General features: G+C 72.8%; 19 protein-coding genes. 10 read left to right on the top strand and 9 right to left on the bottom strand.

The genetic code is table 11. The features are described from left to right. Positions 1-6: 6 nt before the first annotated feature. From valS to ACFYM6_RS11690, 6 genes are all read right to left on the bottom strand, one after another. Positions 7-2,622: a valine--tRNA ligase gene (valS, locus tag ACFYM6_RS11715; protein WP_387274651.1), complete on the bottom strand. Its 2,616-nt coding sequence runs from the start codon at positions 2,620-2,622 to the stop codon at positions 7-9. A gap of 252 nt (positions 2,623-2,874) precedes the next feature. Then, positions 2,875-4,440 carry a trypsin-like serine protease gene (locus ACFYM6_RS11710; RefSeq protein ID WP_387274649.1) on the bottom strand — a complete coding sequence of 522 codons (1,566 nt, stop codon included), beginning with the start codon at positions 4,438-4,440 and terminating at the stop codon, positions 2,875-2,877. Between the two features lie 148 nt (positions 4,441-4,588). Next, positions 4,589-6,541: an ABC transporter ATP-binding protein gene (locus ACFYM6_RS11705; protein WP_387274647.1), complete on the bottom strand. Its 1,953-nt coding sequence runs from the start codon at positions 6,539-6,541 to the stop codon at positions 4,589-4,591. Continuing rightward, positions 6,538-8,340, bottom strand: a complete 1,803-nt coding sequence (locus ACFYM6_RS11700; protein WP_387274645.1) for an ABC transporter ATP-binding protein — start codon at positions 8,338-8,340, stop codon at positions 6,538-6,540. Before ACFYM6_RS11700 ends, ACFYM6_RS11705 begins: the two co-directional genes overlap by 4 nt. Before the next feature lie 37 nt (positions 8,341-8,377). Continuing rightward, the gene (locus tag ACFYM6_RS11695; protein WP_387274643.1) at positions 8,378-8,890 is read right to left on the bottom strand and encodes a methylated-DNA--[protein]-cysteine S-methyltransferase; all 513 of its coding nucleotides are present in this window, start codon (positions 8,888-8,890) and stop codon (positions 8,378-8,380) included. Then, complete coding sequence (locus ACFYM6_RS11690) at positions 8,887-10,371, bottom strand: DNA-3-methyladenine glycosylase 2 family protein (protein WP_387274641.1); 1,485 nt, start codon at positions 10,369-10,371, stop codon at positions 8,887-8,889. The genes ACFYM6_RS11695 and ACFYM6_RS11690 overlap by 4 nt, the downstream gene beginning before the upstream one ends. Before the next feature lie 598 nt (positions 10,372-10,969). Between ACFYM6_RS11690 and ACFYM6_RS11685 the strand changes: the two genes are divergently transcribed. Further along, on the top strand, positions 10,970-11,425 hold the full coding sequence (locus ACFYM6_RS11685; protein WP_387274639.1) for a hypothetical protein: 456 nt from the start codon (positions 10,970-10,972) through the stop codon (positions 11,423-11,425). Here the strand turns inward: ACFYM6_RS11685 and ACFYM6_RS11680 are convergent. Continuing rightward, positions 11,328-12,407 (bottom strand): EamA family transporter, encoded by a 1,080-nt coding sequence (locus tag ACFYM6_RS11680; protein WP_387274637.1) that lies wholly within the window; start codon positions 12,405-12,407, stop codon positions 11,328-11,330. The two genes, ACFYM6_RS11685 and ACFYM6_RS11680, sit on opposite strands and share 98 nt — an antisense overlap. 91 nt (positions 12,408-12,498) lie before the next feature. On the opposite strand from ACFYM6_RS11680, the gene ACFYM6_RS11675 reads away from it, so the two are divergent. From ACFYM6_RS11675 to ychF, 3 genes are all read left to right on the top strand, one after another. After that, complete coding sequence (locus ACFYM6_RS11675; RefSeq protein ID WP_387274635.1) at positions 12,499-12,996, top strand: MarR family winged helix-turn-helix transcriptional regulator; 498 nt, start codon at positions 12,499-12,501, stop codon at positions 12,994-12,996. 78 nt (positions 12,997-13,074) lie between these two features. Further along, positions 13,075-13,821, top strand: a complete 747-nt coding sequence (locus ACFYM6_RS11670) for a Type 1 glutamine amidotransferase-like domain-containing protein (RefSeq protein WP_387275077.1) — start codon at positions 13,075-13,077, stop codon at positions 13,819-13,821. Between the two features lie 103 nt (positions 13,822-13,924). Then, positions 13,925-15,010 (top strand): redox-regulated ATPase YchF, encoded by a 1,086-nt coding sequence (gene ychF, locus ACFYM6_RS11665; protein WP_387274633.1) that lies wholly within the window; start codon positions 13,925-13,927, stop codon positions 15,008-15,010. A 20-nt stretch (positions 15,011-15,030) separates the two neighbouring features. Here the strand turns inward: ychF and ACFYM6_RS11660 are convergent, their stop codons facing one another. Next, positions 15,031-15,627, bottom strand: a complete 597-nt coding sequence (locus ACFYM6_RS11660; RefSeq protein WP_387274631.1) for a site-specific integrase — start codon at positions 15,625-15,627, stop codon at positions 15,031-15,033. A 469-nt stretch (positions 15,628-16,096) separates the two neighbouring features. Between ACFYM6_RS11660 and ACFYM6_RS11655 the strand changes: the two genes are divergently transcribed. From ACFYM6_RS11655 to ACFYM6_RS11630, 6 genes are all read left to right on the top strand, one after another. Then, positions 16,097-16,618, top strand: coding sequence for an AAA family ATPase (locus ACFYM6_RS11655; RefSeq protein WP_387274629.1), 522 nt, complete (start codon positions 16,097-16,099; stop codon positions 16,616-16,618). Beyond that, positions 16,618-17,160 (top strand): kinase, encoded by a 543-nt coding sequence (locus ACFYM6_RS11650; protein WP_387274627.1) that lies wholly within the window; start codon positions 16,618-16,620, stop codon positions 17,158-17,160. The genes ACFYM6_RS11655 and ACFYM6_RS11650 overlap by 1 nt, the downstream gene beginning before the upstream one ends. 199 nt (positions 17,161-17,359) lie before the next feature. Further along, positions 17,360-17,521, top strand: a complete 162-nt coding sequence (locus ACFYM6_RS11645) for a hypothetical protein (RefSeq protein ID WP_387274625.1) — start codon at positions 17,360-17,362, stop codon at positions 17,519-17,521. 2 nt (positions 17,522-17,523) lie between these two features. Next, positions 17,524-17,766 (top strand): VOC family protein, encoded by a 243-nt coding sequence (locus ACFYM6_RS11640; RefSeq protein ID WP_387274623.1) that lies wholly within the window; start codon positions 17,524-17,526, stop codon positions 17,764-17,766. A 14-nt stretch (positions 17,767-17,780) separates the two neighbouring features. After that, positions 17,781-18,449 carry an HAD family hydrolase gene (locus ACFYM6_RS11635; RefSeq protein ID WP_387274621.1) on the top strand — a complete coding sequence of 223 codons (669 nt, stop codon included), beginning with the start codon at positions 17,781-17,783 and terminating at the stop codon, positions 18,447-18,449. Positions 18,450-18,484: 35 nt separating this feature from the next. Further along, positions 18,485-18,739 carry a VOC family protein gene (locus tag ACFYM6_RS11630; protein ID WP_387274619.1) on the top strand — a complete coding sequence of 85 codons (255 nt, stop codon included), beginning with the start codon at positions 18,485-18,487 and terminating at the stop codon, positions 18,737-18,739. Between the two features lie 99 nt (positions 18,740-18,838). Here ACFYM6_RS11630 and ACFYM6_RS11625 read toward each other — a convergent pair whose 3' ends face one another. Further along, positions 18,839-19,186: a hypothetical protein gene (locus ACFYM6_RS11625; protein WP_387274617.1), complete on the bottom strand. Its 348-nt coding sequence runs from the start codon at positions 19,184-19,186 to the stop codon at positions 18,839-18,841. Between the last annotated feature and the right edge of the window lie 460 nt (positions 19,187-19,646).

The raw sequence follows: 19,646 nt of genomic DNA, 5'->3' as shown, positions 1-19,646 counted from the left end.
CCAGAGTCAGAAGGCGCAGGCGACGACGAGTTCGGGGGTGCGGTCGGGGAGCAGGTCGAGCTTGGCGATCCGGCCCGCCGCCCGGAGGTCGTCGGCGATCAGGGTGAGCTGGTCGAGCTGGGCGGCCGGGCCGAGCACCTCGGCCAGCGGCACGTCCGCCTTCATTGACAGCTTCCGTTCCGACTTGGCCCGGCGCACCTGGCCCAGCGCGTCCGCGGCCAGCCGCAGCAGCTGCGGGTCACCCGGTCCCTGGGTGGCCCGACCCACCTCGTAGGTCGTGGGCCACGGCGCGCGGTGCACCGAGCCGTACCGCCACCAGGACCAGACCTCCTCGGTGACGAAGGGCAGCACCGGGGCGAACAGCCGCAACTGCACCGAGAGCGCGGTGGCCAGCGCGGCCCGCGCCGAGTCCGCCCCCGGCCCGGAGCCGTAGGCGCGCTCCTTCACCAGCTCGATGTAGTCGTCGCAGAACCGCCAGAAGAACGCCTCGGTCGCCATCAGCGCGGCGGTGTGGTCGTACCCGTCGAAGGCGGCGGTCGCGGCGGCGACCACGCCGGACAGTTCGGCGAGCATGGCGGTGTCCAACGGCTCGATCGCCGGCGCGCGCAACGCGTCGGCGGCGCCCAGCCCGAGCGCGAACCGGGACGCGTTGAGCAGCTTGGTGGCGAGCCGCCGCCCGACCTTGATCTGCGCCGGGTCGAAGGCCAGGTCCATCCCCGGCTTGCCGCTGGCGGCCCAGTATCGCACCGCGTCGGAGCCGTGCTGCACCAGCAGGTCCATCGGGGTGACCACGTTCCCCTTGGACTTGGACATCTTCCTGCGGTCCGGGTCGAGGATCCAGCCGGAGAGCACCGCGTCGCGCCACGGCAGCACGCCGTGCTCCAGGTGGGACCGGACCGCGGTGGCGAAGAGCCAGGTCCGGATGATCTCCTGCCCCTGCGGCCGCAGGTCCATCGGGAAGACCCGGCGGAACAGGTCCGGGTCGGTCTCCCAACCACCGACGATCTGCGGGGTCAGCGACGAGGTGGCCCAGGTGTCCAGCACGTCCGGGTCGCCGACGAAGCCGCCCGGCAGCCCGCGCTGCGCCTCCTCGTAGCCGGGTGGCGGCTCGCCGGACGGGTCGACCGGGAGCATCGACTCGTCCGGTATGAGAGGGTGGGACCAGTCCGGCTCGCCAGCGTCGTCGAGCCGGTACCAGACCGGCACCGGCACGCCGAAGAAGCGCTGCCGACTGACCAGCCAGTCTCCGGTCAGGCCGCCCACCCAGTGCTCGTAGCGGTGCCGCATGTGCTCCGGCACCCAGCGCAGTTCCCGGCCGCGGGCCAGCAGCTCGTCGCGCAGCTCCGGGTCGCGCCCGCCGTTGCGCAGGTACCACTGCCGGGTGGAGACGATCTCCAGTGGCCGGTCGCCCCGCTCGTAGAACTTCACCGGGTGGGTGATCGGGCGCGGCTCGCCCACCAGGTCACCGGCGTCGGCCAGCAGTTGCACCACGGTGCGCCGGGCACCGTTGACGGTCTGCCCGGCCAGCGCCGCGTAGGGCTCCGCCGGCACCCCGGCCGGCGGCTCGGGCAGCAGCCGCCCGTCCCGGCCGATCACCACCCGGGTGTCGAGCTGCAGCTCCCGCCACCAGGTCACGTCGGTCAGGTCGCCGAACGTGCAGACCATCGCGATGCCCGTGCCCTTGGCCGGGTCCGCCAGCGGGTGCGCGCGCACCGGCACCTCGACCCCGAAGACCGGGGTACGCACCGACGCGCCGACCAGATCCGCGTACCGCTCGTCGTCCGGGTGGCAGACCACCGCCACGCAGGCCGGCAGCAGTTCCGGTCGGGTGGTGTCGATCAGCACGTCGCGCCCGTCCGGGCCGTGGAAGCGCAGCCGGTGGTACGCGCCGGGCCGCTCCCGGTCCTCCAGCTCGGCCTGGGCCACGGCGGTGGCGAACCCGACGTCCCAGAGCGTCGGCGCCTCCGCCTGGTACGCCTCGCCCCGGGCCAGGTTGCGCAGGAACGCCCGCTGGCTGGTCGCCCGGGCCACCCGCCCGATCGTGGTGTAGGTCAGCGACCAGTCCACCGACAGCCCGAGCCGCCGCCACAGCGCCTCGAAGACCTGCTCGTCCGCCGTGGTGAGCTGCTCGCACAGCTCGATGAAGTTGCGCCGGGAGATCGGGGCCGGGTCCTTGCGGGCCGCCTCGCTCACCGGCGTGGCCGGCGGCTGCCACTCCGGGTCGTACGGCAGGGCCGGGTCGCAGCGCACCCCGTACACGTTCTGCACCCGCCGCTCGGTGGGCAGGCCGTTGTCGTCCCAGCCCATCGGGTAGAAGACCGTCCGGCCGCGCATCCGCTGGAACCGGGCCACGGTGTCGGTGTGCGTGTAGGAGAAGACGTGTCCCATGTGCAGTTCGCCGGATACGGTCGGCGGCGGGGTGTCGATCGCGTACACGTCCGAGCTACGACCATCCGGGCTCGGCACGTCTGATGCCGCGCCGCGCCCCCGGACAGCCGCGTTCGAGCGGTCGAACGCGTACGTGCCCTCCTCCTGCCAGCGGCGCGCCCAGGTCTCCTCGATGCCGTCCAGGGTCGGACGCTCGGGGACGCCGGCGCGGCCCGTCCTCGCCGTATCCGTCATCAGCCGATCGTAGGCAGCCGGTGACCTACCAGCCACGAGTTATGCCCTCGCCACACCGTCCGTCGCGGTCGGCGGCCGCCCGACCCGACCCGACCCGGCCCGGCGGACCTGGACGCGGAGGAGACCTCGCCCCCGGGCTGAGCGGGCGGCCAGCCGGTCAGCTCAGCGATCGACACCCTGCCCGAAACCGGCCAGGCCTGGTGGTTAGCCCACGGCGAGTAGCGCCGCCGGCGGTGCCGGGCGCCCCGGCGGTCAGCGGGCGATCGGGCCGAGCAGCGGGCCGCTGGTGGCGAGCTGGAAGTAGGGCCGACCGCCGAGCCGCGCGTTGGCCCGGTCCAGGATGGTGGAGACCGGCGCATACGAGTTGTGCTCGTTCGGGTTGCTGCAGGGACCCTGGCCCGGGTCGCCGTTGGAGAGGATGCCCAGCGCCTTGCCGTCCGACTCGGTGAAGAGCGGTCCGCCGCTGTCCCCCGGCCGGGCGCAGATGCGTACGTCGATGCCGCCGCTGCCCTTGCCGGTGATCTCGCCGCACCGGGTGCCGGGCAGGTAGCCGGCGCCCGCCCCGGAGTCGACGTAGACCTCGCCGGACTTCGGCGTGTAGGCGGAACCGGTCGCGCAGACGACCCAGCCGACCTGGATGGCGCTGTACGCCACGTATCCGGTGATCGCCACGTCCCGGCTGGTCGTGCAGCGCGGGTTGTCGGCCACGCACCAGTAGTTGACCAGACTGGGGGTGCTCGTGGCGCCCCCCTGGTACGCCCAGCGGTCCAGCGCCCCCGGCTGGTACGGCATGATCGCGTAGTCGTACGGGAAGGCGTTCTCGGCCAGCACCGGGTCGGTCGACTCCACCGAGACCGGGATCTTCGGGCCGAGGAACTGGTGCCAGGTCCGGTCCACCTGCGTGTGCCGCCCGCCGACGACGCAGTGCCCGGCCGTCAGGAGGTACGCCTTCCCGGTGCGGGAGCGGACGTTGAAGCCGGCCGTGCAGCCGCCGACCGTGCCGTCGTCGCGGGGCACGTCCAGCCGGATCCCGCCCCGCATCGGCGCCTGCGGGCAGTAGCGCGGGTCGCACGCCTTCGGCACGGCGGCGCCGGCCAGCCGGGGCCGGGCCTGCGCGGGCACCCCGGCGCCGGCGAGCGCCCCGGCGAGCCGGGAGTCGTCGGCGGCGATCCCGTCCCCGGTGAGCACCACGACCGCGTTCCGCTCCTGGTCGACCAGGACGTCCTCGCCGGCCGTCAGGCCGAGCGAGGCGGCGAGCCGGGCTGCCGCGTCGGTGAGCTGCCGCAGCGGGTGACGTACCTGGACCACCCGGACGTGCGCGGCGTCCGGGGCGCCGGCGACGGCCGCGCGCACCGGGGCGGCGTCGGTGGCCCCGATCATGAGCACGCCGCCGGCGGCCTGGTCCAGCCACATGCCGCCGTACGTGTCGGGGTGGTCGCCGGCCAGCTTCGCGGCGAGCGGTGCGGAGAACTCCTGCAGGGCGAGTCGGCGGGCCGCCTCGGTGGCGGAGACGCGGTAGCGCTCGCGCAGGTAGGCGACGGACGCGGGGGCGGCCTCGGCCACCGCGCGAGCCGGTCGGGCGGCGGTGGCCACGGGGGCCCCGTCCCGGGTGGCGCCGCCGGTCGCCCGGCTGCCCATGCCGGCCTGGGCGCCCGGCGCCGGCTCGCTGGTCGCGGCGTCGGCACTCGGCGGGGCGGCGGCCGTGCCGGCCACCGGTGCCGGGTCGGCGTCGCCGCCCCGGGCCAGCACCACGCCGGTCGCCCCGACCGTGCAGGCGATGGCCACTCCGGCAACGACAAGACTTCTGCGGATCCGCACGCCGTGAACCTCCCCGTGTCCGGCGAAGCCGATCGGCGTGACGGTTGTCGTGGCAGGGCCACTCCCGGCGGCCGGTGCATGCGGCCGATCGACGGTCCGGAAGTCTATCGGCAGAGCCGGCCGCCCGTGACCCCGTGTGGGGGTGGGGTCAGATCAGCGAGTCGCGCCACTGGCGGTGCAGGGCGGCGTACCGGCCGCCGGCGGCGGCGAGCTCGGCTGGGCGGCCGTCCTCCACGATCCGTCCGCCGTCGAGCACCAGCACCCGGTCCGCGATCTCCACGGTGGACAGCCGGTGCGCGATCACCAGCGCGGTGCGGTCCTGCAGGATGCTGCCGAGCGCCCGCTGCACCAGGCGCTCGGTCGGCACGTCCAGCGACGAGGTCGCCTCGTCCAGGATCAGCACCCGCGGACCGGCCAGGAACGCGCGGGCGAACGCGACGAGCTGCCGCTGCCCGGCGGAGAGCCGGCCGCCGCGCCGGTGCACGTCGGTGGCGTACCCGTCGGGGAGCGCGGCGATGAAGTCGTGCGCGCCGATGGCCCGGGCGGCGGCTTCCACGGCCGCGTCGTCGGCGTCCGGGCGGCCGAACCGGATGTTCTCCGCCACCGAGCCGCTGAACAGGTGGTTCTCCTGGGTCACCAGCACGACCGCCCGGCGCAGCTCGGCGTCCGCCAGGTCCCGCAGGTCGACCCCGTCGAGGCTGACCGCGCCCGTGTCCGGGTCGTGGAACCGGGCGACCAGCTTGGCGATGGTGGACTTGCCCGCGCCGGTCGGCCCGATCAGCGCGACCGTCTGTCCGGCCGGCACGGCCAGCTCCAGCCCGGCGAGGATCGGCGCCTCCGCGCGGTAGCCGAAGGAGACCGACCGGAAGACCACGGCACCCCGGCCGCCGCCGGCGGGCAGTGGCACCGGCCGCTCCGGCTCGGCCACCGCCGGCCGCTCGTCGAGCACCCCGGCCAGCTTCTCCAGCGCGGCGGTGGCCGACTGCAACGCGTTGTAGAACTGGCTGAGCTCCTCCATCGGCTCGAAGAACCGGCGCAGGTAGAGCAGGAACGCGGCGAGCACGCCGACCTCGGTGCGGCCGCCCAGCACCCGCCAGCCGCCGTAGCCGAGCACCACCGCCACGGTCAGGTTGCCGATCATCCGGATGCCCGGCGAGTAGACCGCGATCAGCCGGAACGCGTCCAGGCTGGCCTGCCGGTAGTCGTCGTTCACCGCGGCGAAGATGCGCTGGTTGCGCGGCTCCCGCCGGTACGCCTGCACGGCCCGGATGCCGCGTAGCGACTCGACGAAGTGCACGATGACCAGCGCCACCGCCTCCCGGGTCCGCCGGTACGCTCCGGCGGAGGCGCGGGCGAACCAGCGGGACAGCCAGAACAGGAACGGGAAGGCGAGCAGGGTGGCCGCGGCCAGCGGCAGGTCCAGCCAGAGCAGGATGCCCGCCACCGACAGCACCGACAGCGCGGCCATCACCAGCTTGTCGATCCCGCCGTCGACCAGTTCGGCGATCGAGTCCAGGTCGCTGGTCAGCCGGGACACCATCCGGCCGGAGGTGTAGCGCTCGTGGAAGCCGACGTCGAGGCGGAGGAAGTGGCCGTACACCCGCTGGCGGAGGTCGAGCAGGACGGCCTGGCCGATCCGGGCGGCGAGGGTGAGGAAGCCGCGCCGGGCCGCGTACTCGGTGCCGGTGGCGACGACGAAGGCGGCGGCGACGGCGACCAGCGGGCCGGCGTCGCCGGCCCGCAGCGGCCCGATGCCCCGGTCGATGCCCAGCATCACCAGGTAGGGGCCGGCCATCGCGGCAGCGTTCTGGAGCAGCAGCAGCGCCACGGCCCAGCCGAGCCGACGCCGGTGCGGGCGCAGCAGCCCGTGCAGCAGCGCCCGGCTGCGGGCCCGGAGCCGGGCCACCGCCTCCGGGGTGGCGACCTCGGCCCGGCTGCGGTCGGCGTCCGGGTCGGTGGCCCGCCCGCGCCACCGGGACAGGTCGAGGCCGTCGTCCCGTGGTCGGCCCGGGGCGGGGCCGCCGTCCCGACCTCGGCGCGGGGCGGAACCGCCACCGCGGCGCGGACGGGGTGCGCGGAGCGGACCGTCCGCCCCGCTCACGAGTGCACCAGGCCGACACCGTCCGGCCGCCGCTCCGGCGCGGCGGAGAGCACCGCCCGGTACGCCGGCACGCCGGCCAGCAGTTCGGAGTGGGTACCGACGGCGACAATCCGCCCGCCGGCGAGCAGGGCGACCCGGTCGGCGAGCGCCAACGTGGAGGGGCGGTGCACCACCAGCAGGGCGGTGGTGTCCCGCAGGACCCGGCGCAGCGCCGCCTCGACCAGCGCCTCGGTGTGCACGTCGAGGGCGGAGAGCGGATCGTCGAGGACGAGCAGCGCGGGTCGGCCGAGCACCGCCCGGGCCAGCGCCAGCCGTTGCCGTTGCCCGCCGGAGAGGGACAATCCCTGCTCGCCGACCCGGGTGGCCAACCCCCACGGCAGCTCGTACGCGAACTCCGCCTGGGCCAGCGCGAGCGCGGCCCGGACCTCGTCCTCGCCGGCGTCCGGCCGGCCCAGGGTGAGGTTCTCCCACACCGACATGGAGAACAGGGTCGGCTCCTCGAACGCCATCCCGACCAGCCGGCGCAGCGAGCCGAGCCGCAGGTCCCGCAGGTCGTGCCCATCGAGGGTGATCCGGCCGCCGGTCACGTCGTGCAGCCGGGGGACCAGCGACAGCAGCGTGCTCTTGCCGCACCCGGTGGCCCCGACCAGGGCCAGCGTCTCGCCCGGTTCGACGGTCAGGTCGACCTCGCGCAGCACCGGCGCGGCCGTACCGGGGTAGCGGAAGGTCACCCGCTCGAAGCGCAGCCGGCCGCGGGCGTCGGCGCGGTCCAGCGCCCGGGCGTGTGGGGCGTCCACGATGGCCGGCGGGGTGTCCAGCACCTCCTGGACCCGGTCGGCGGCGGTCGCCGCCTCCTGCCCGTTCGCGATGATCCAGCCGAGCGACTGCACCGGCCAGACCAGCATGAGCTGGAGGCTGACGAAGGCGACCAGTTCGCCGATGGTGAGCACGCCCCGGGCGGCGGCCGCCGCCCCGGCCACCAGCACCACCCCGAGGGTCAGGTTGGGGACCAGGTCGAACAGCGCCGCGGTACGCGCCAGCAGCCGCGCCTTGCCGATCCCGATGTCGTGCAGCCGCCGGGCGCCGCCGGCGAACCGGGCGGCCAGCTCCGGCCCCCGCCCGTACGCCCGCATGGTGCGCAGGCCCTGCGCGGTCTCCTCGACCAGCGTGGCCACGTCGCCCTGCTGGTCCTGCATCCGCCGGGACGCCGCGTGGTAGTGCCGGGCGAACCGGCGGCTGATCAGGAACAGCGGCACCGCGCTGGCCGCCACCAGCAGGCCGAGCCACGGGTGCAGCCGGATCAGCAGCACCACCACGGCGGCGTAGGTGACCAGGTTGAGGACCAGGAAGAGCAGGCCGAAGGAGAGGAACCGGCGGATCACCGACAGGTCGCTGGTGATCCGGCAGAGGAGTTGGCCGGACTGCCAGCGGTCGTGGCAGCCGGCCGGGAGCCGTTGCAGGTGGGCGTAGACATCGGCGCGGATCGCCGCCTCCATGCCGACCGAGGACGACGACTGGGTCCACCGCCGGATGAAGATCAGCACCGCCTCGGCCACGCCGAGCAGCAGGGCGAGGGCGCTGAGCCGGAACAGCCCGGCCGGGTCGTGCCGGGCCACCGGCCCGTCCACCACCCGCTGCACGACCAGTGGCACGGCCAGGCTCGCCGCCGTGGCGGCCACGGCGGCGAGCAGCAGCCAGGCGAACTCGGCCGCGTATGGCCGCAGGTAGGGACGAAGCCGCCAGAGGTTGCGCAGCGGGGGGTGAGGCGCCGAAGGGTTGCCGTCGCTGTGCGCAGGCACTACGCGACGGTAGCGGCAGGGTGCGACGGTAGCGCTGTCAGCTAGCCGTCACCCGTCCCTCATGCCCGAGAAGCCACTTCTTCACGTCCAGCCCCCAGCGATAGCCGCCGAGCGTGCCGTCGGTGCGCAGCACCCGGTGGCAGGGGACGAAGAGGGCGGCCGCGTTGCGGGCGCAGGCCGCCGCGGCGGCGCGGACCGCGGCCGGCCGCCCGGCCAGCTCGGCGAATCCCGTGTAGGTCACCGGCTCACCCGGCTTCACGTCGCGCAGCACCTGCCAGGCGTGCGCCAGGAAGATGCCGTCGGTGTGCTGCGCCACCGGGACCGGGTCGATCGAGGTCAGGTCACCGTCCAGATAGGCGCGTACGGCGGTGGTCACCAGGCCCAGTTCGGTGCGGTCCCGCAGCTCACCGCGCAGGCTCGGGTGCATCAGCGGGACCAGGCCGGCCGGCTCGGCGGTGAACCCGGCCGCGCGTACCGCCCCGTCGGGTCCGGTGAGGACGCTCAGCGGGCCGACGGGGGTGTCGATGACGGTGCTGTCCAGTGTGGTCATGCTGCTCTCCAGAGTCGGATCACCGCATACGACCGCCAGGGGCGCCAGCGGTCCGCGTACGCGTCGAGGTTCTTCGGGTCGTCGGGCAGGCCGAGCGCGGCGGCGCCCCGGCGTACGCCCAGGTCGGTGGGGAGGAGGACGTCGGGGTCGCCGAGGGCGCGCATCGCCACGTAGCCGGCCGTCCACGGGCCGATCCCGGGCAGGGCGGTCAGCCGCCGTACGGCTTCCTCCCGGTCCCCGCCCGGCGCCAGGTCCAGCGACCCGTCCGCCACGGCCCGCGCCACCGCCCGGATCGTCTCCCGCCGCGCCCCCGGCATCCGAAACCCCTCGTCCCCCACCGCCAACACCTCCTCCGCCCCCGGAAACGCCCGCAGCCTTAGCTGATCATGAGGTTGGCGGCGGTCCGGGAGATCCACTTCGCCGTCAACCTCATGATCAACCGAGCTGGCGGTCGCGGTGAGGAGGTGGGTGAGGGTGGTGCGGGCGGACTGGAGGGAGATCTGCTGGGTGGTGATGGCACGGACGGCCATCTCGAAGCCGTCGACGGCGTGCGGGAGGCGGACGCCCGGTTCCGCCCGGACCGCCGGGGCGAGGGCGGGGTCCTCGGCCAGGGTGCTGTCGACCGCGACCGGGTCGGCGTCCAGGTCGAGCAGCCGGCGGCAGCGGGCCACCGCCGGGGCCAGGTCACGCATGTCGGCCAGGCGCAGCGTCGCGGCCACGTGGCCGTCGGCCGGGGTCAGCGCGACCGTGCCGGCTCCGTGCGGCAGCCGCAGCCCCCGGTGGTACGTCCCGTCGCGTACCTCCTCCACCCCGGGCAGCGCCCGCAGCGCGAGGAAGTCCAGCAGCGCCGCCGCGTGCAACGGCGGACGGTACGCCAGCCGCAGCGTGATCGTGCCCGCCCCACCCGCTGCCGGCCGTCCCGCTCGGCTGACCCGCAGCTCGGACGGCGTCGCCCCGTACACCTCCCGGACCGTGTCGTTGAACTGCCGGACGCTGCCGAAGCCGGCGGCGAACGCGACCTCGGCCAGGCCGAGCCCGGTGGTCTCGATGAGGATCCGGGCGGTCTGGGCGCGCTGCGCCCGGGCCAGCGCGAGCGGCCCGGCGCCGAGTTCGGCGCGGAGCATCCGGTGCAGGTGCCGCTCGGTGTAGCCGAGCCGGGCGGCCAGCCCCGGTATGCCGTCCCGGTCGACCACCCCGTCCGCGATCAGCCGCATCGCCCGCCCCACCACGTCGGCCCGGACGTCCCACTGCGGTGACCCGGGGGCGGCGTCGGGGCGGCAGCGACGGCAGGCCCGCAGGCCGGCGCCCTGCGCCGCGGCGGCGGACGGGAAGAACCGGACGTTCTGCCGTTTCGGCGTCATCGCCGGGCAGGACGGCCGGCAGTAGATCCCGGTCGACGTCACGCCGGTGTAGAACCAGCCGTCGAAGCGCTGGTCACGGCTGTCGACGGCCCGGTAGCACCGTTCGAAGTCCAACTCCACGCCATTGATCCTGCCTCGCAGGTCCAGCCTCCGGCTGGCGGGATTCGGACATGGCCGTACCCCCGCTCCGGCCCCCTCCCCGCCAGCCCGCCTGACCACAGCCGGCACGCCCTTTCCGCGCCTGCCCTGTCGATCATGAGGTTGGCGGCGGTCCGGGAGATCCACTTCGCCGTCAACCTCATGATCGACCGAGCCGAACTAGGGCTGTGCGTCAGCCGGCGAGCGCGGCGGGCAGGGGGTGGCCGTCGGGGGTGTGGCGGAGAGGTTGGGGGGTGCGGGCTGGGTGACGGGGTGGGAGCGCTGGGTGAGGGGGCGAGGGTGGTGGTCGGGCCGGGCCCGCTGGGCGACGAGACGACCCGCATCATGCCGACGTACGGTTGGCCACGCACTCGGCCAGCCGGGCTCGGTCGTCCTCGTCCACGCACCCTCCCGCGCTTGTCTGTCAGTGATGCAGACGCCCCAGCTCAGTCCAGCTATCCCTGACGCGGCAACGGTTTTCGGCGCCGAAAGTGTCGGTAGTGGTCGGTACGGTCCCGCCAACCAACTCAAGAAGAGGGTGCGGGGAGATGGCGAGCGTGGCCGGGCGAGGTGCCCGCTGATGCGGTCGGGGCGGATTCGGGTGGATCGCGCGGTGGTGCAGGGCTTCTACGACCGGATGCGGGTGGTGGCGCCGGCCGCGTACGGCGCGATCGAACGGGACCGGGCGGACGACCCGGGGCGGGCCTTCGCCGAGACCGCCTGCGGCCGGCTCGTCGGATCGCTCGACCCGGCGGGGCTGCGGGCGCTCGGCATGTGGGCGCACCACTGGTGCATGCGCTTCTACGACGACGACACCCGGGTGGGCCTGCGGCTGGTCCGGGAGATCGCCGGCCGGGCCGGGCTGGGCTGGACGGTCGACGAGGTGCGCTGGCTGCTCGACCAGTCGTACGCGGCCGGCCCGGCCGCCGCGCACCGGTTCACGCTGCCGCTCGCCGCCGCGGCCGAGTTGCCGCCGGGGGCGCTGCCGGATCGGGGCGGCGAGGCGCCGGACTGGCCCCGTCTGCTCGCCGGCTGAGCGCGGGCCGGCTCGCCTCCGCGACGGACGCGGGCCGGTCGGCCCCCGGGGACGTGGGCGCAGTCTCCGCAGCGGACCCGGAGCCGGGCGCGGCGGGCGTGAGCCGGTTCGACGGTTCGCCCGGGCGGGGCCGGCCCGGCAGCTGACCGAGCACCATCGCGGCGACCGCCACCGCGAAGCCGACCAGCTGGAGCGGGCTGAGTGCCTGCCCGAGCACCAGCCAGCCGAGGGCGGCGGCGGTCAGCGGGCTCAGCGCGCCCAGCACCGACACCCGGGTGACGGGCAGTCGTGCCGCGCCGCGGAACCAGAGCGCGTACGCCAGGGCGGTGCCGACCAGCCCGAGCCAGGCGTACCCGAGGAGGGCGGGCCGGTCCGGCGCGGGCGGCGCGCCCTCGACGGCGGCGGCGACCGGCAGGATCAGCAGGCCGCCGGCGACCAGCTGCCAGCTCGTCGCGGTGAGGGTGCCGACGCCGGCCGGCCGCCCCCAGCGGCGGGTGAGCACCAGCCCGGTGGCCATCGCGGCGGTGCCGGCGAGCCCGGCCGCCACGCCGAGCAGGTCCAGGCCGGCGCCGGGCCGCAGCACCACCAGTGCGACGCCCAGCGGCGCGGCCAGCGCGGCGAGCAGCGCCGGCCGGCCGGGCCGCGTGCCGAGGGCGGCCACCGTGAGCGCGACGACCAGCAGGGGCTGGGTCGCGCCCAGCACCGCTGCGGTGCCCCCGGGCAGCCGGTACGCGGCGACGAAGAGCAGCGGGAAGAAGGCGCCGATGTTCAGCGCGCCGAGCAGGGCGGCCCGCCACCACCAGGCGCCGTGCGGTCGGTGGCGGGTCAGGGCGAGCAGCAGCAGCCCGGCCGGCAGGGCCCGGTACGCGCCGGACCAGAGCGGCCGGTCGGCCGGCAGCAGCTCGGCGGTGACCAGGTAGGTGGTGCCCCACGTGGTCGGGGCGACGGCGGTGAGCGCGACGTCGGTCCAGCGGCGGTGCATTGCGACCTCTTCCCTCGCTGCTAAGTAGCTTAGAGCTAAGCTAATCAGTGTCGAGTGAAGAAGGAAGTGCGAGGTGCGGCACAATCCCTCCGTGGCAGCGGACGACGTGGACGTCATCGTCGAGCAGTGGCGCCGGGAGCGGGCCGGCATGCGGCCTGAGCCGATGGCGGTCTTCGGTCGCATCTACCGGCTGGCCCGCCTGGTCGGCGACGGTCAGGAGAAGGTGTACGCGGGCTGGGGGATCAGCCGGGGCGAGTTCGACGTACTCGCCGCGCTGCGACGGGCCGGCGACCCGTACACCCTGGCACCGAAGGCCCTGAGCGCCTCGCTGATGCTGACCTCCGGGGGGATGACCGGGCGGCTCGACCGGCTGGAGCGGGCCGGGCTGATCCGCCGATCACCCGACCCGGAGGACCGGCGGGGCCTGCGGGTCACCCTCACCGACACCGGCCGTCGCCTCGTTGAGGAGGCCGCCGACGCCGGCCTGGAGGTGCAGCGGCACCTCCTGGACGCCCTCCCGCCCGCCGACCAGGAACGCCTCGCCGACCTGCTCCGCGCGCTGCTGGCCGCCGCCGAGACGGGTCGCTGACCCGGGCGGGCTGCAGGTGCCCGGGGCCGGTGGCGCAGGATGATCGGAGATCGCCACACCACCGACCGGGAGGACTTCATGCCGGCTGCCGAACCGACCATCGTCGCCACCAGCACAGGCTTCAGCAGCCGCCGCCGCGGCCCCTGGGATGCGCAGCCCGGGCCGATCTTCGAGCTGATGGCCGAGCTGGCGGAGGCCGGCCCCGCGCCGCGGATCTGCTACCTGAACCAGGCCGTCGGCGACCAGCCCACCTCGTTCAGCGTGTTCTACGGCGCGTTCGCCGGCACCCGGTTCCGCCCCTCCCACCTGGCCCTGTTCCCGATGCCCAACGTCGAGGACATCCGGGCCCACCTGCTCGCCCAGGACCTCATCTGGGTCGGCGGCGGCAGCGTCGCCAACCTCTGCGCGGTCTGGCGGGTGCACGGCCTCCAGGACATCCTGCACGAGTGCTGGCAGGCCGGGGTGGTGCTGGGCGGCGTCTCCGCCGGGTCGATCTGCTGGCACCTCGGCGGGGCCACCGACAGCTACGGCCCGACCCTGCGGCCCTTCACCGACGGCCTGGGCTGGCTCCCGTACGGCAACGGGGTGCACTACGACAGCGAGGGGCAGCGCCGGCCGCTCATGCACAAGCTGGTCGGCGACGGCACGCTGCCGACCAGCCACTGCACCGACGACGGGGTCGGGCTGGTCTACCGGGGCACCCGGCTGGCCGAGGCGGTGGCGGACAAGGAGGGCGTCGCCGCGTACCAGGTGACCCGGGAAGCGGACGGCAGTGTCCGGGAGACCCGGATCGAGCCCCGGCTGCTGACCGCTCAGCCCTCCTGAGCCCCGCCTGCTGGGCAGGCCCCGCCGCGCTCAGAGCCCCTTTTCGCTCGGCGGCGGGCCTGCCTGTCCGGGACGGGCGGCGAACCGCGTAAGCTGGCTCGTCGTGAGTCTCACCATCGGCATCGTGGGCCTGCCCAACGTCGGCAAGAGCACCCTGTTCAACGCGCTGACCAAGAACGACGTGCTCGCGGCGAACTACCCCTTCGCCACCATCGAGCCGAACGTCGGCGTGGTCGGGCTGCCCGACGAGCGGCTGACCAAGCTCGCCGAGATCTTCTCGTCGCAGAAAGTGCTGCCGGCGCCGGTCTCGTTCGTCGACATCGCCGGCCTGGTGCGGGGTGCCTCCAAGGGCCAGGGCCGGGGCAACGCGTTCCTCGCGAACATCCGCGACGCCACGGCGATCTGCCAGGTGGTGCGCGCCTTCTCCGACCCGAACGTGGTGCACGTCGACGGCAAGGTCTCCCCGGCCGACGACATCGAGACGATCAACACCGAGCTGATCCTGGCCGACCTGCAGACCCTGGAGAAGGCGCTGCCCCGACTGGAGAAGGAGGCCAAGCTCCGCAAGGACCGGGCCGCCGCCGTCGAGGCCGCTAAGAAGGCCGTCGACCTCCTGGACAGCGGCGTCACCCTGTACGCGGGCGCGGCCGCCGCCAAGATCGAGCTGGAGCACCTGCGCGAGCTGCACCTGCTCACCACCAAGCCGTTCCTCTACGTCTTCAACGTCGACGAGGCCGAGCTGGGCAACGCCGAGTTCCTCGACGAACTGCGCGCCCTGGTCGCCCCGGCCGAGGCGGTCTTCATGGACGCCAAGATCGAGTCCGAGCTGGTGGACCTGCCCGAGGAGGAGGCCCGCGAGCTGCTGGAGTCGATCGGGCAGTCCGAGCCGGGCCTGGACCAGCTCGTCCGGGTCGGCTTCCGGACGCTCGGGCTCCAGACGTACCTGACGGCCGGCCCCAAGGAGGCGCGGGCCTGGACCGTCCCGGTCGGCGCGACCGCGCCGGAGGCCGCGGGGGTCATCCACAGCGACTTCCAGCGCGGCTTCATCAAGGCCGAGGTGGTCTCCTACGGCGACCTGGTCGCGGCCGGATCGATGGCGGCGGCGAAGGCCGCCGGCAAGGTCCGGATCGAGGGCAAGGAGTACGTCATGCAGGACGGCGACGTCGTGGAGTTCCGCTTCAACGTCTGAATCCGGCCCGTTTCCGCAGGTCAGGAGGGTGTCCTCTCGCTCTGGGGCACACCGGGGGCACAGTCCCACGCCTCATCGACGGCCCGGCGGGTGCGCTCCTCCGAGTCCGGCATCAGGTGTCCGTACGTCGACAGGACCAGGGTCGCGTTCTCGTGCCCCAAGCGTTCGGCGACGGTGATGACCGACTCGCCCTGCATCAGCAGGACCGAGGCGTAGTGGTGGCGCAGGTCGTGGGTCGTGATGCTTCGCGGCAGGCCCGCTTTCCGCACGGCCGCGCCGAAAATGAGCGTGCCGTAGTAGTCATGCCGGTAGGGGCCGGCGAAGCGGGTAGTGAAGATGGTGCCGTCATCAGCCGGCGAGAACTGCGTCATGTGTGCGCGGACAGCGTCGGCGACGACCTGGGGAAGCGGCACCGTCCGGCGCGATCGGGGCGTCTTGGGTTCCGTCCGCACCTTGGACTGCGGTGCGAACTGCCACTCGATCCGCACCAGCCGCGAGGCGAAGTCGACGTCCTGGACGCGCAGCGCGAGCAGCTCGCCGAGGCGCAGACCCAACCCGGCCTGGGTGACGACCATGGCGCGGTTGCGGGCGGGGATCGCGTCGGCGAGCGCGCGCACCTGGTCGACGGTGAGCGGAACGATGCGCTCCCGGTGGGCTGACGGCAGGCTGACCCGGACCACGGGGGAGCGGCCCACGAGCCGATCCGCACGGCCGCCGCGTAGATCGAACGCAGCAGCCCGACGAGGTTGCGCACGGTCGACGGGGACAGGACCTTTGCACGGTCAGCGGCCCACGCCTGCACCTCGGAGGGCACGATGGCCGCTAGGCGTCGGGAGCCCAGTGGAGTAGCGGCGATGTGCGTTTCGATCAGGCTGGAGACCCGACGGGCGGTGGTGGGGCGGTGAGCGCGGCTGGCGGCCCACTGGCGGGCGTACTCGACGACGGTCGTCTTGTCGGACGGGTCGACGTACTGGCCGCGAACGATGTCGGCCTCGACCTGGGAAAGGAAGCGGTCAGCGTCGGACTTGCGCGTGAACGAGCGCTTACGCTGGCGGCGGGAGTCGTCGCGCCACCGCGCCAGGCCGGATGCTCGCGCGTGCCACCGGTTGGCCGATGCTCGACAAGGACACGCTGACACGACCCATCGTGGAAGCGGCCTTGGAGATCCTGGGCCAGTCTCCCCATGACCGGGAGTCAGACGCCTACCTGAAGCTCGTGCGACCCCGGGAGTACGAAGCGCTCAGCGCTGCGGCAGAAGAGAACGTGCAGTGCGGCAACAGCGTCATCGTGACCGCCCCTTTCATTGCCGAGTTCCAGGACCGGCAATGGCTGGATCGGACGCGAGCGCGGTTCACAGGCATGGGCGCCTCATTGAGCCTCGTCTGGGTGTACTGCGACGCGGACACGATGAACCTCTACCTCCGCAGGCGTGGAGCTGCACGAGACGCGGCAAAGCTCGCTGACTGGCCGGCCTACCTCAGCCGCATCGACACGGGCTTTCGGCCGCCGGCGCAGCACACAGTCATCAACAACTGCGTCTCGGCCAAGCCGTTGCAGGAACAGGCCGAAGTGCTGGTCAAGTCGCTGATGGGACTGGAGCTGGACTGATGCAGGGCGTGATCCTCTACGGTCCGCCAGCCTCAGGCAAGGACACCATCACGGCGGCCCTGCACCAACTCGACAGCCGCTACCAACAGTTTCGGCGTCTGAAGGCCAGACCAGGGCGTACCGAGGGCTACCGAATGATCAGCGAGGCCCAACTGGCGGCACTGCGCGCATCCGGCAGCGTGGTCTGGGAAAACCAGCGGTATGGGGCGTTGTACGTCGTGGACGCCCCCGGGCTCCGCCAACAGCTCGACGAAGCCGTCCCCGTCGTGCATCTCGGCCAGGTGGAGGCGATTGACGCTATACGGCGAGCCTTCCCAGAAACGCGTTGGACCGTCGTAGCTCTCACCTGCCCGCGAGACGTTGCCCAAGAGCGAATAGTCCGGCGAGCGACCGGCGACACGCTGCAACGACTCAGGGCATGGGACGAGACCCCGGCTGCGAGGACCGCGGACCTCACCATCGACACTTCGCAGACGCCACCAGACAGAGCAGCAAAGCTCGTCGACCAGGTAACGAGACCTGCGATGCCGTGGAGGGCGTGACAAGTCGGCGGCCGGCCCGGCGATGTCGGGCCTCAGGACCTGCGTGACAGATCAGTCTCGGGACGTGGGTGACACCGCTAGGCTCGACCGCCCGGACGGTGGTGACAGCCCGCTTGGAACGAGCGTCGTACGTCCTCACATGCCGATGAGCGGACGGCATGCCGATGACAGCGGGTCGCAGCCCCCGTACGTTGGCGTCATGGCGACTTTTTGGACCTTGGGATGCGATGCCGACCATCCGCAGCGGATCGCCGCTTTCTGGGCGCTGGCCCTCGGCTGTGTCAAGGAATCTGGCTTCGACGAGCCCGATAACGCGTCGATCGTCGACCCGGATGGCCGGGCCCCGCCATTAGTTTCCTGAAGGTGCCCGAGGGGAAAGCCGCTGAACCAAGAACCGGTCGCCGAATGCATATCGATGTCATGCCGACCGACGGGACACGCGATGAGGAGGTCGTGCGGCTGAAGGGGCTCGGGCGCGACCCGAGTACGAGGATCATCGCAAGCCCCAACGGCCCCGGTTGGGTGACCAGGGCCGACCCGGAGGGCAACCTGTTCTGCGTCGAGCGCAGTCAGGAGCATCATGATCCACGTCAATCGTCCCGCTGATCTAGGGTGACCTGGTGCCTTCGAAACCCGTGACAACCGTCCTGTTCGATTTCGCTTGGACCCTGTTCGCCAGAGACCCCAACCGCTGGATCGGCAGCGCGGCGGCCTTGGTCGGCCGGGAGGTGGCCGTCGGTGAGGCGCAGCGCATCGCCTCGGATTTCGCTGAGTTGTTGCGGACGACGGCTACGGACCCTGCTCACATCGCCCGGGACTTGGACCCACAGGTGTGGGACCGGGCGATTCTGGCTGTCCTGCAGCAAATCCGTGGGGTGGACTTGCCGTTTGCGCGAGCGCTGCACGAAACGCGCGCCGAAGCGCTCGAGCCGTACGCGGACACGTCGTCCACTCTCGCCGCACTGAGTGCCCGCGATATTCGCCTTGGCGTGGTCAGTAACGTCGGCTGGGACATTCGCAAATGCTTTGCGAGGCACGGGCTTGACCGCTACATCGATGCATTCGTTCTTTCCTACGAGGTCGGCTTCGTCAAACCCGATGTACGGATCTGGCGCACCGCACTCGACGCCCTGGCGGCACAGCCAGATCGAACGCTGATGGTCGGTGACCATCCCAGCGGCGACGGCGGTTCCGTGACCGCCGGGATACCGGCCCTGGTACTGCCGATGGTGAGTTCGCCAGCCCAGCTTCGCGGATTCGATCACGTGCTGACGTTGGCCGGAATTTGAAGCTGGTTCGGTTCTTGGTTTGTCGAGGTTGCCCTATGCACTTCGGGAAAGATGTCCGATTATTCCAGTATGAAGTCGAGGGCAAGTCCAGCAAGAACCGCATGCATATCGATGTCCGGGTGGCCGGTCCAGGCCCCTGGGACATGGTCGAGCGCGCCCGACTGATCCGGCAGAAAGTCCCCGAGTTGGTCGCCGCTGGCGCGACGGTGATCCGCGAGGAGTGGTACGGCGACGTGCTCGACCAAGTCGTCATGCAGGACCCCGAGGGCAACGAGTTCTGCGTCGCTTGATGCCACGGCCACTGCCCGCGATTCGGTATCCGGATCTGCCGCCACCCGTGCGCGGCGCCCATCCTGAACCATCATCCCTAGTGCATACTCCAGGGGGCTTCAGTCCAGACCCTCGCATCGGACGCCGACGCTTGCGATCTCCCCGCTGCGAACGAGTTCTCGGATCGCTGTGGTCATGGCTGGCACGCCCGGTTCCGGCACGATCAGCTGGTCAACGGCCCAGAAGTAACTGCCGTTCGCGACTTCACCGGTCTCCTTCCATCTCGTAAGCAGGCGGCGGACCTCCTCGACGGTGAAGATGGTCAACGCCCAACCGGAGCCGTCAGGAAGATCGACGAAGGCATCTACATTGGCTACGGACTCCTCTGTGTCCGTGCTGGGATTGAGAAGGAACCGTGCCACGAAGGTTGGTTCCGCGATAGTCGTGTACGGGTCGATGGTGCCCATGAGCGCCCATCATGCCGCACGTGCACGAGCAGATCGTGGTCCTGCCGACATCCGCTTCTGCCGCGAGTCGCGCGGTCGCCGCGATCATGTAAAGCATCATTCGAGGCCACGGTGTCAACCATCAACCGGAGTCGGACAAGCTGGCTGCCGGCGATGCGTTCAAAGTTTCTGTACGTCTTCAAGGCGGCCCTGAACGGGCCGCACGCGCCGCCGCCTGGGCGCGCGTCCGTCGCTCCGCTGGCGCTCCGACTCCGGCCACGCAACACGCCCGGCGGCTGGCGCGGAGAGCGGGAAGCCCAGGGGCCGCCGCAGACGGGATAGCGGAGGAGAGTGGTGAGATCCGTCGCCGGCAGCCGGCCGCGCCGCGCTTGAGCAGCGCGGCGCAGGTGACGCGCCGTCGAGTCCGCGCGGCAAGCCCCGAGCATGGGGGCGGTGTCCGCCGAGGGCATGCCGGTCGTCC

The organism is Micromonospora sp. NPDC006431 (assembly GCF_042870725.1).
In the GTDB taxonomy this organism is placed as follows: domain Bacteria; phylum Actinomycetota; class Actinomycetes; order Mycobacteriales; family Micromonosporaceae; genus Micromonospora.
The sequence above is the reverse complement of the archived record's forward strand: the minus strand, read 5'-3'. Positions and strand labels throughout refer to the sequence as shown.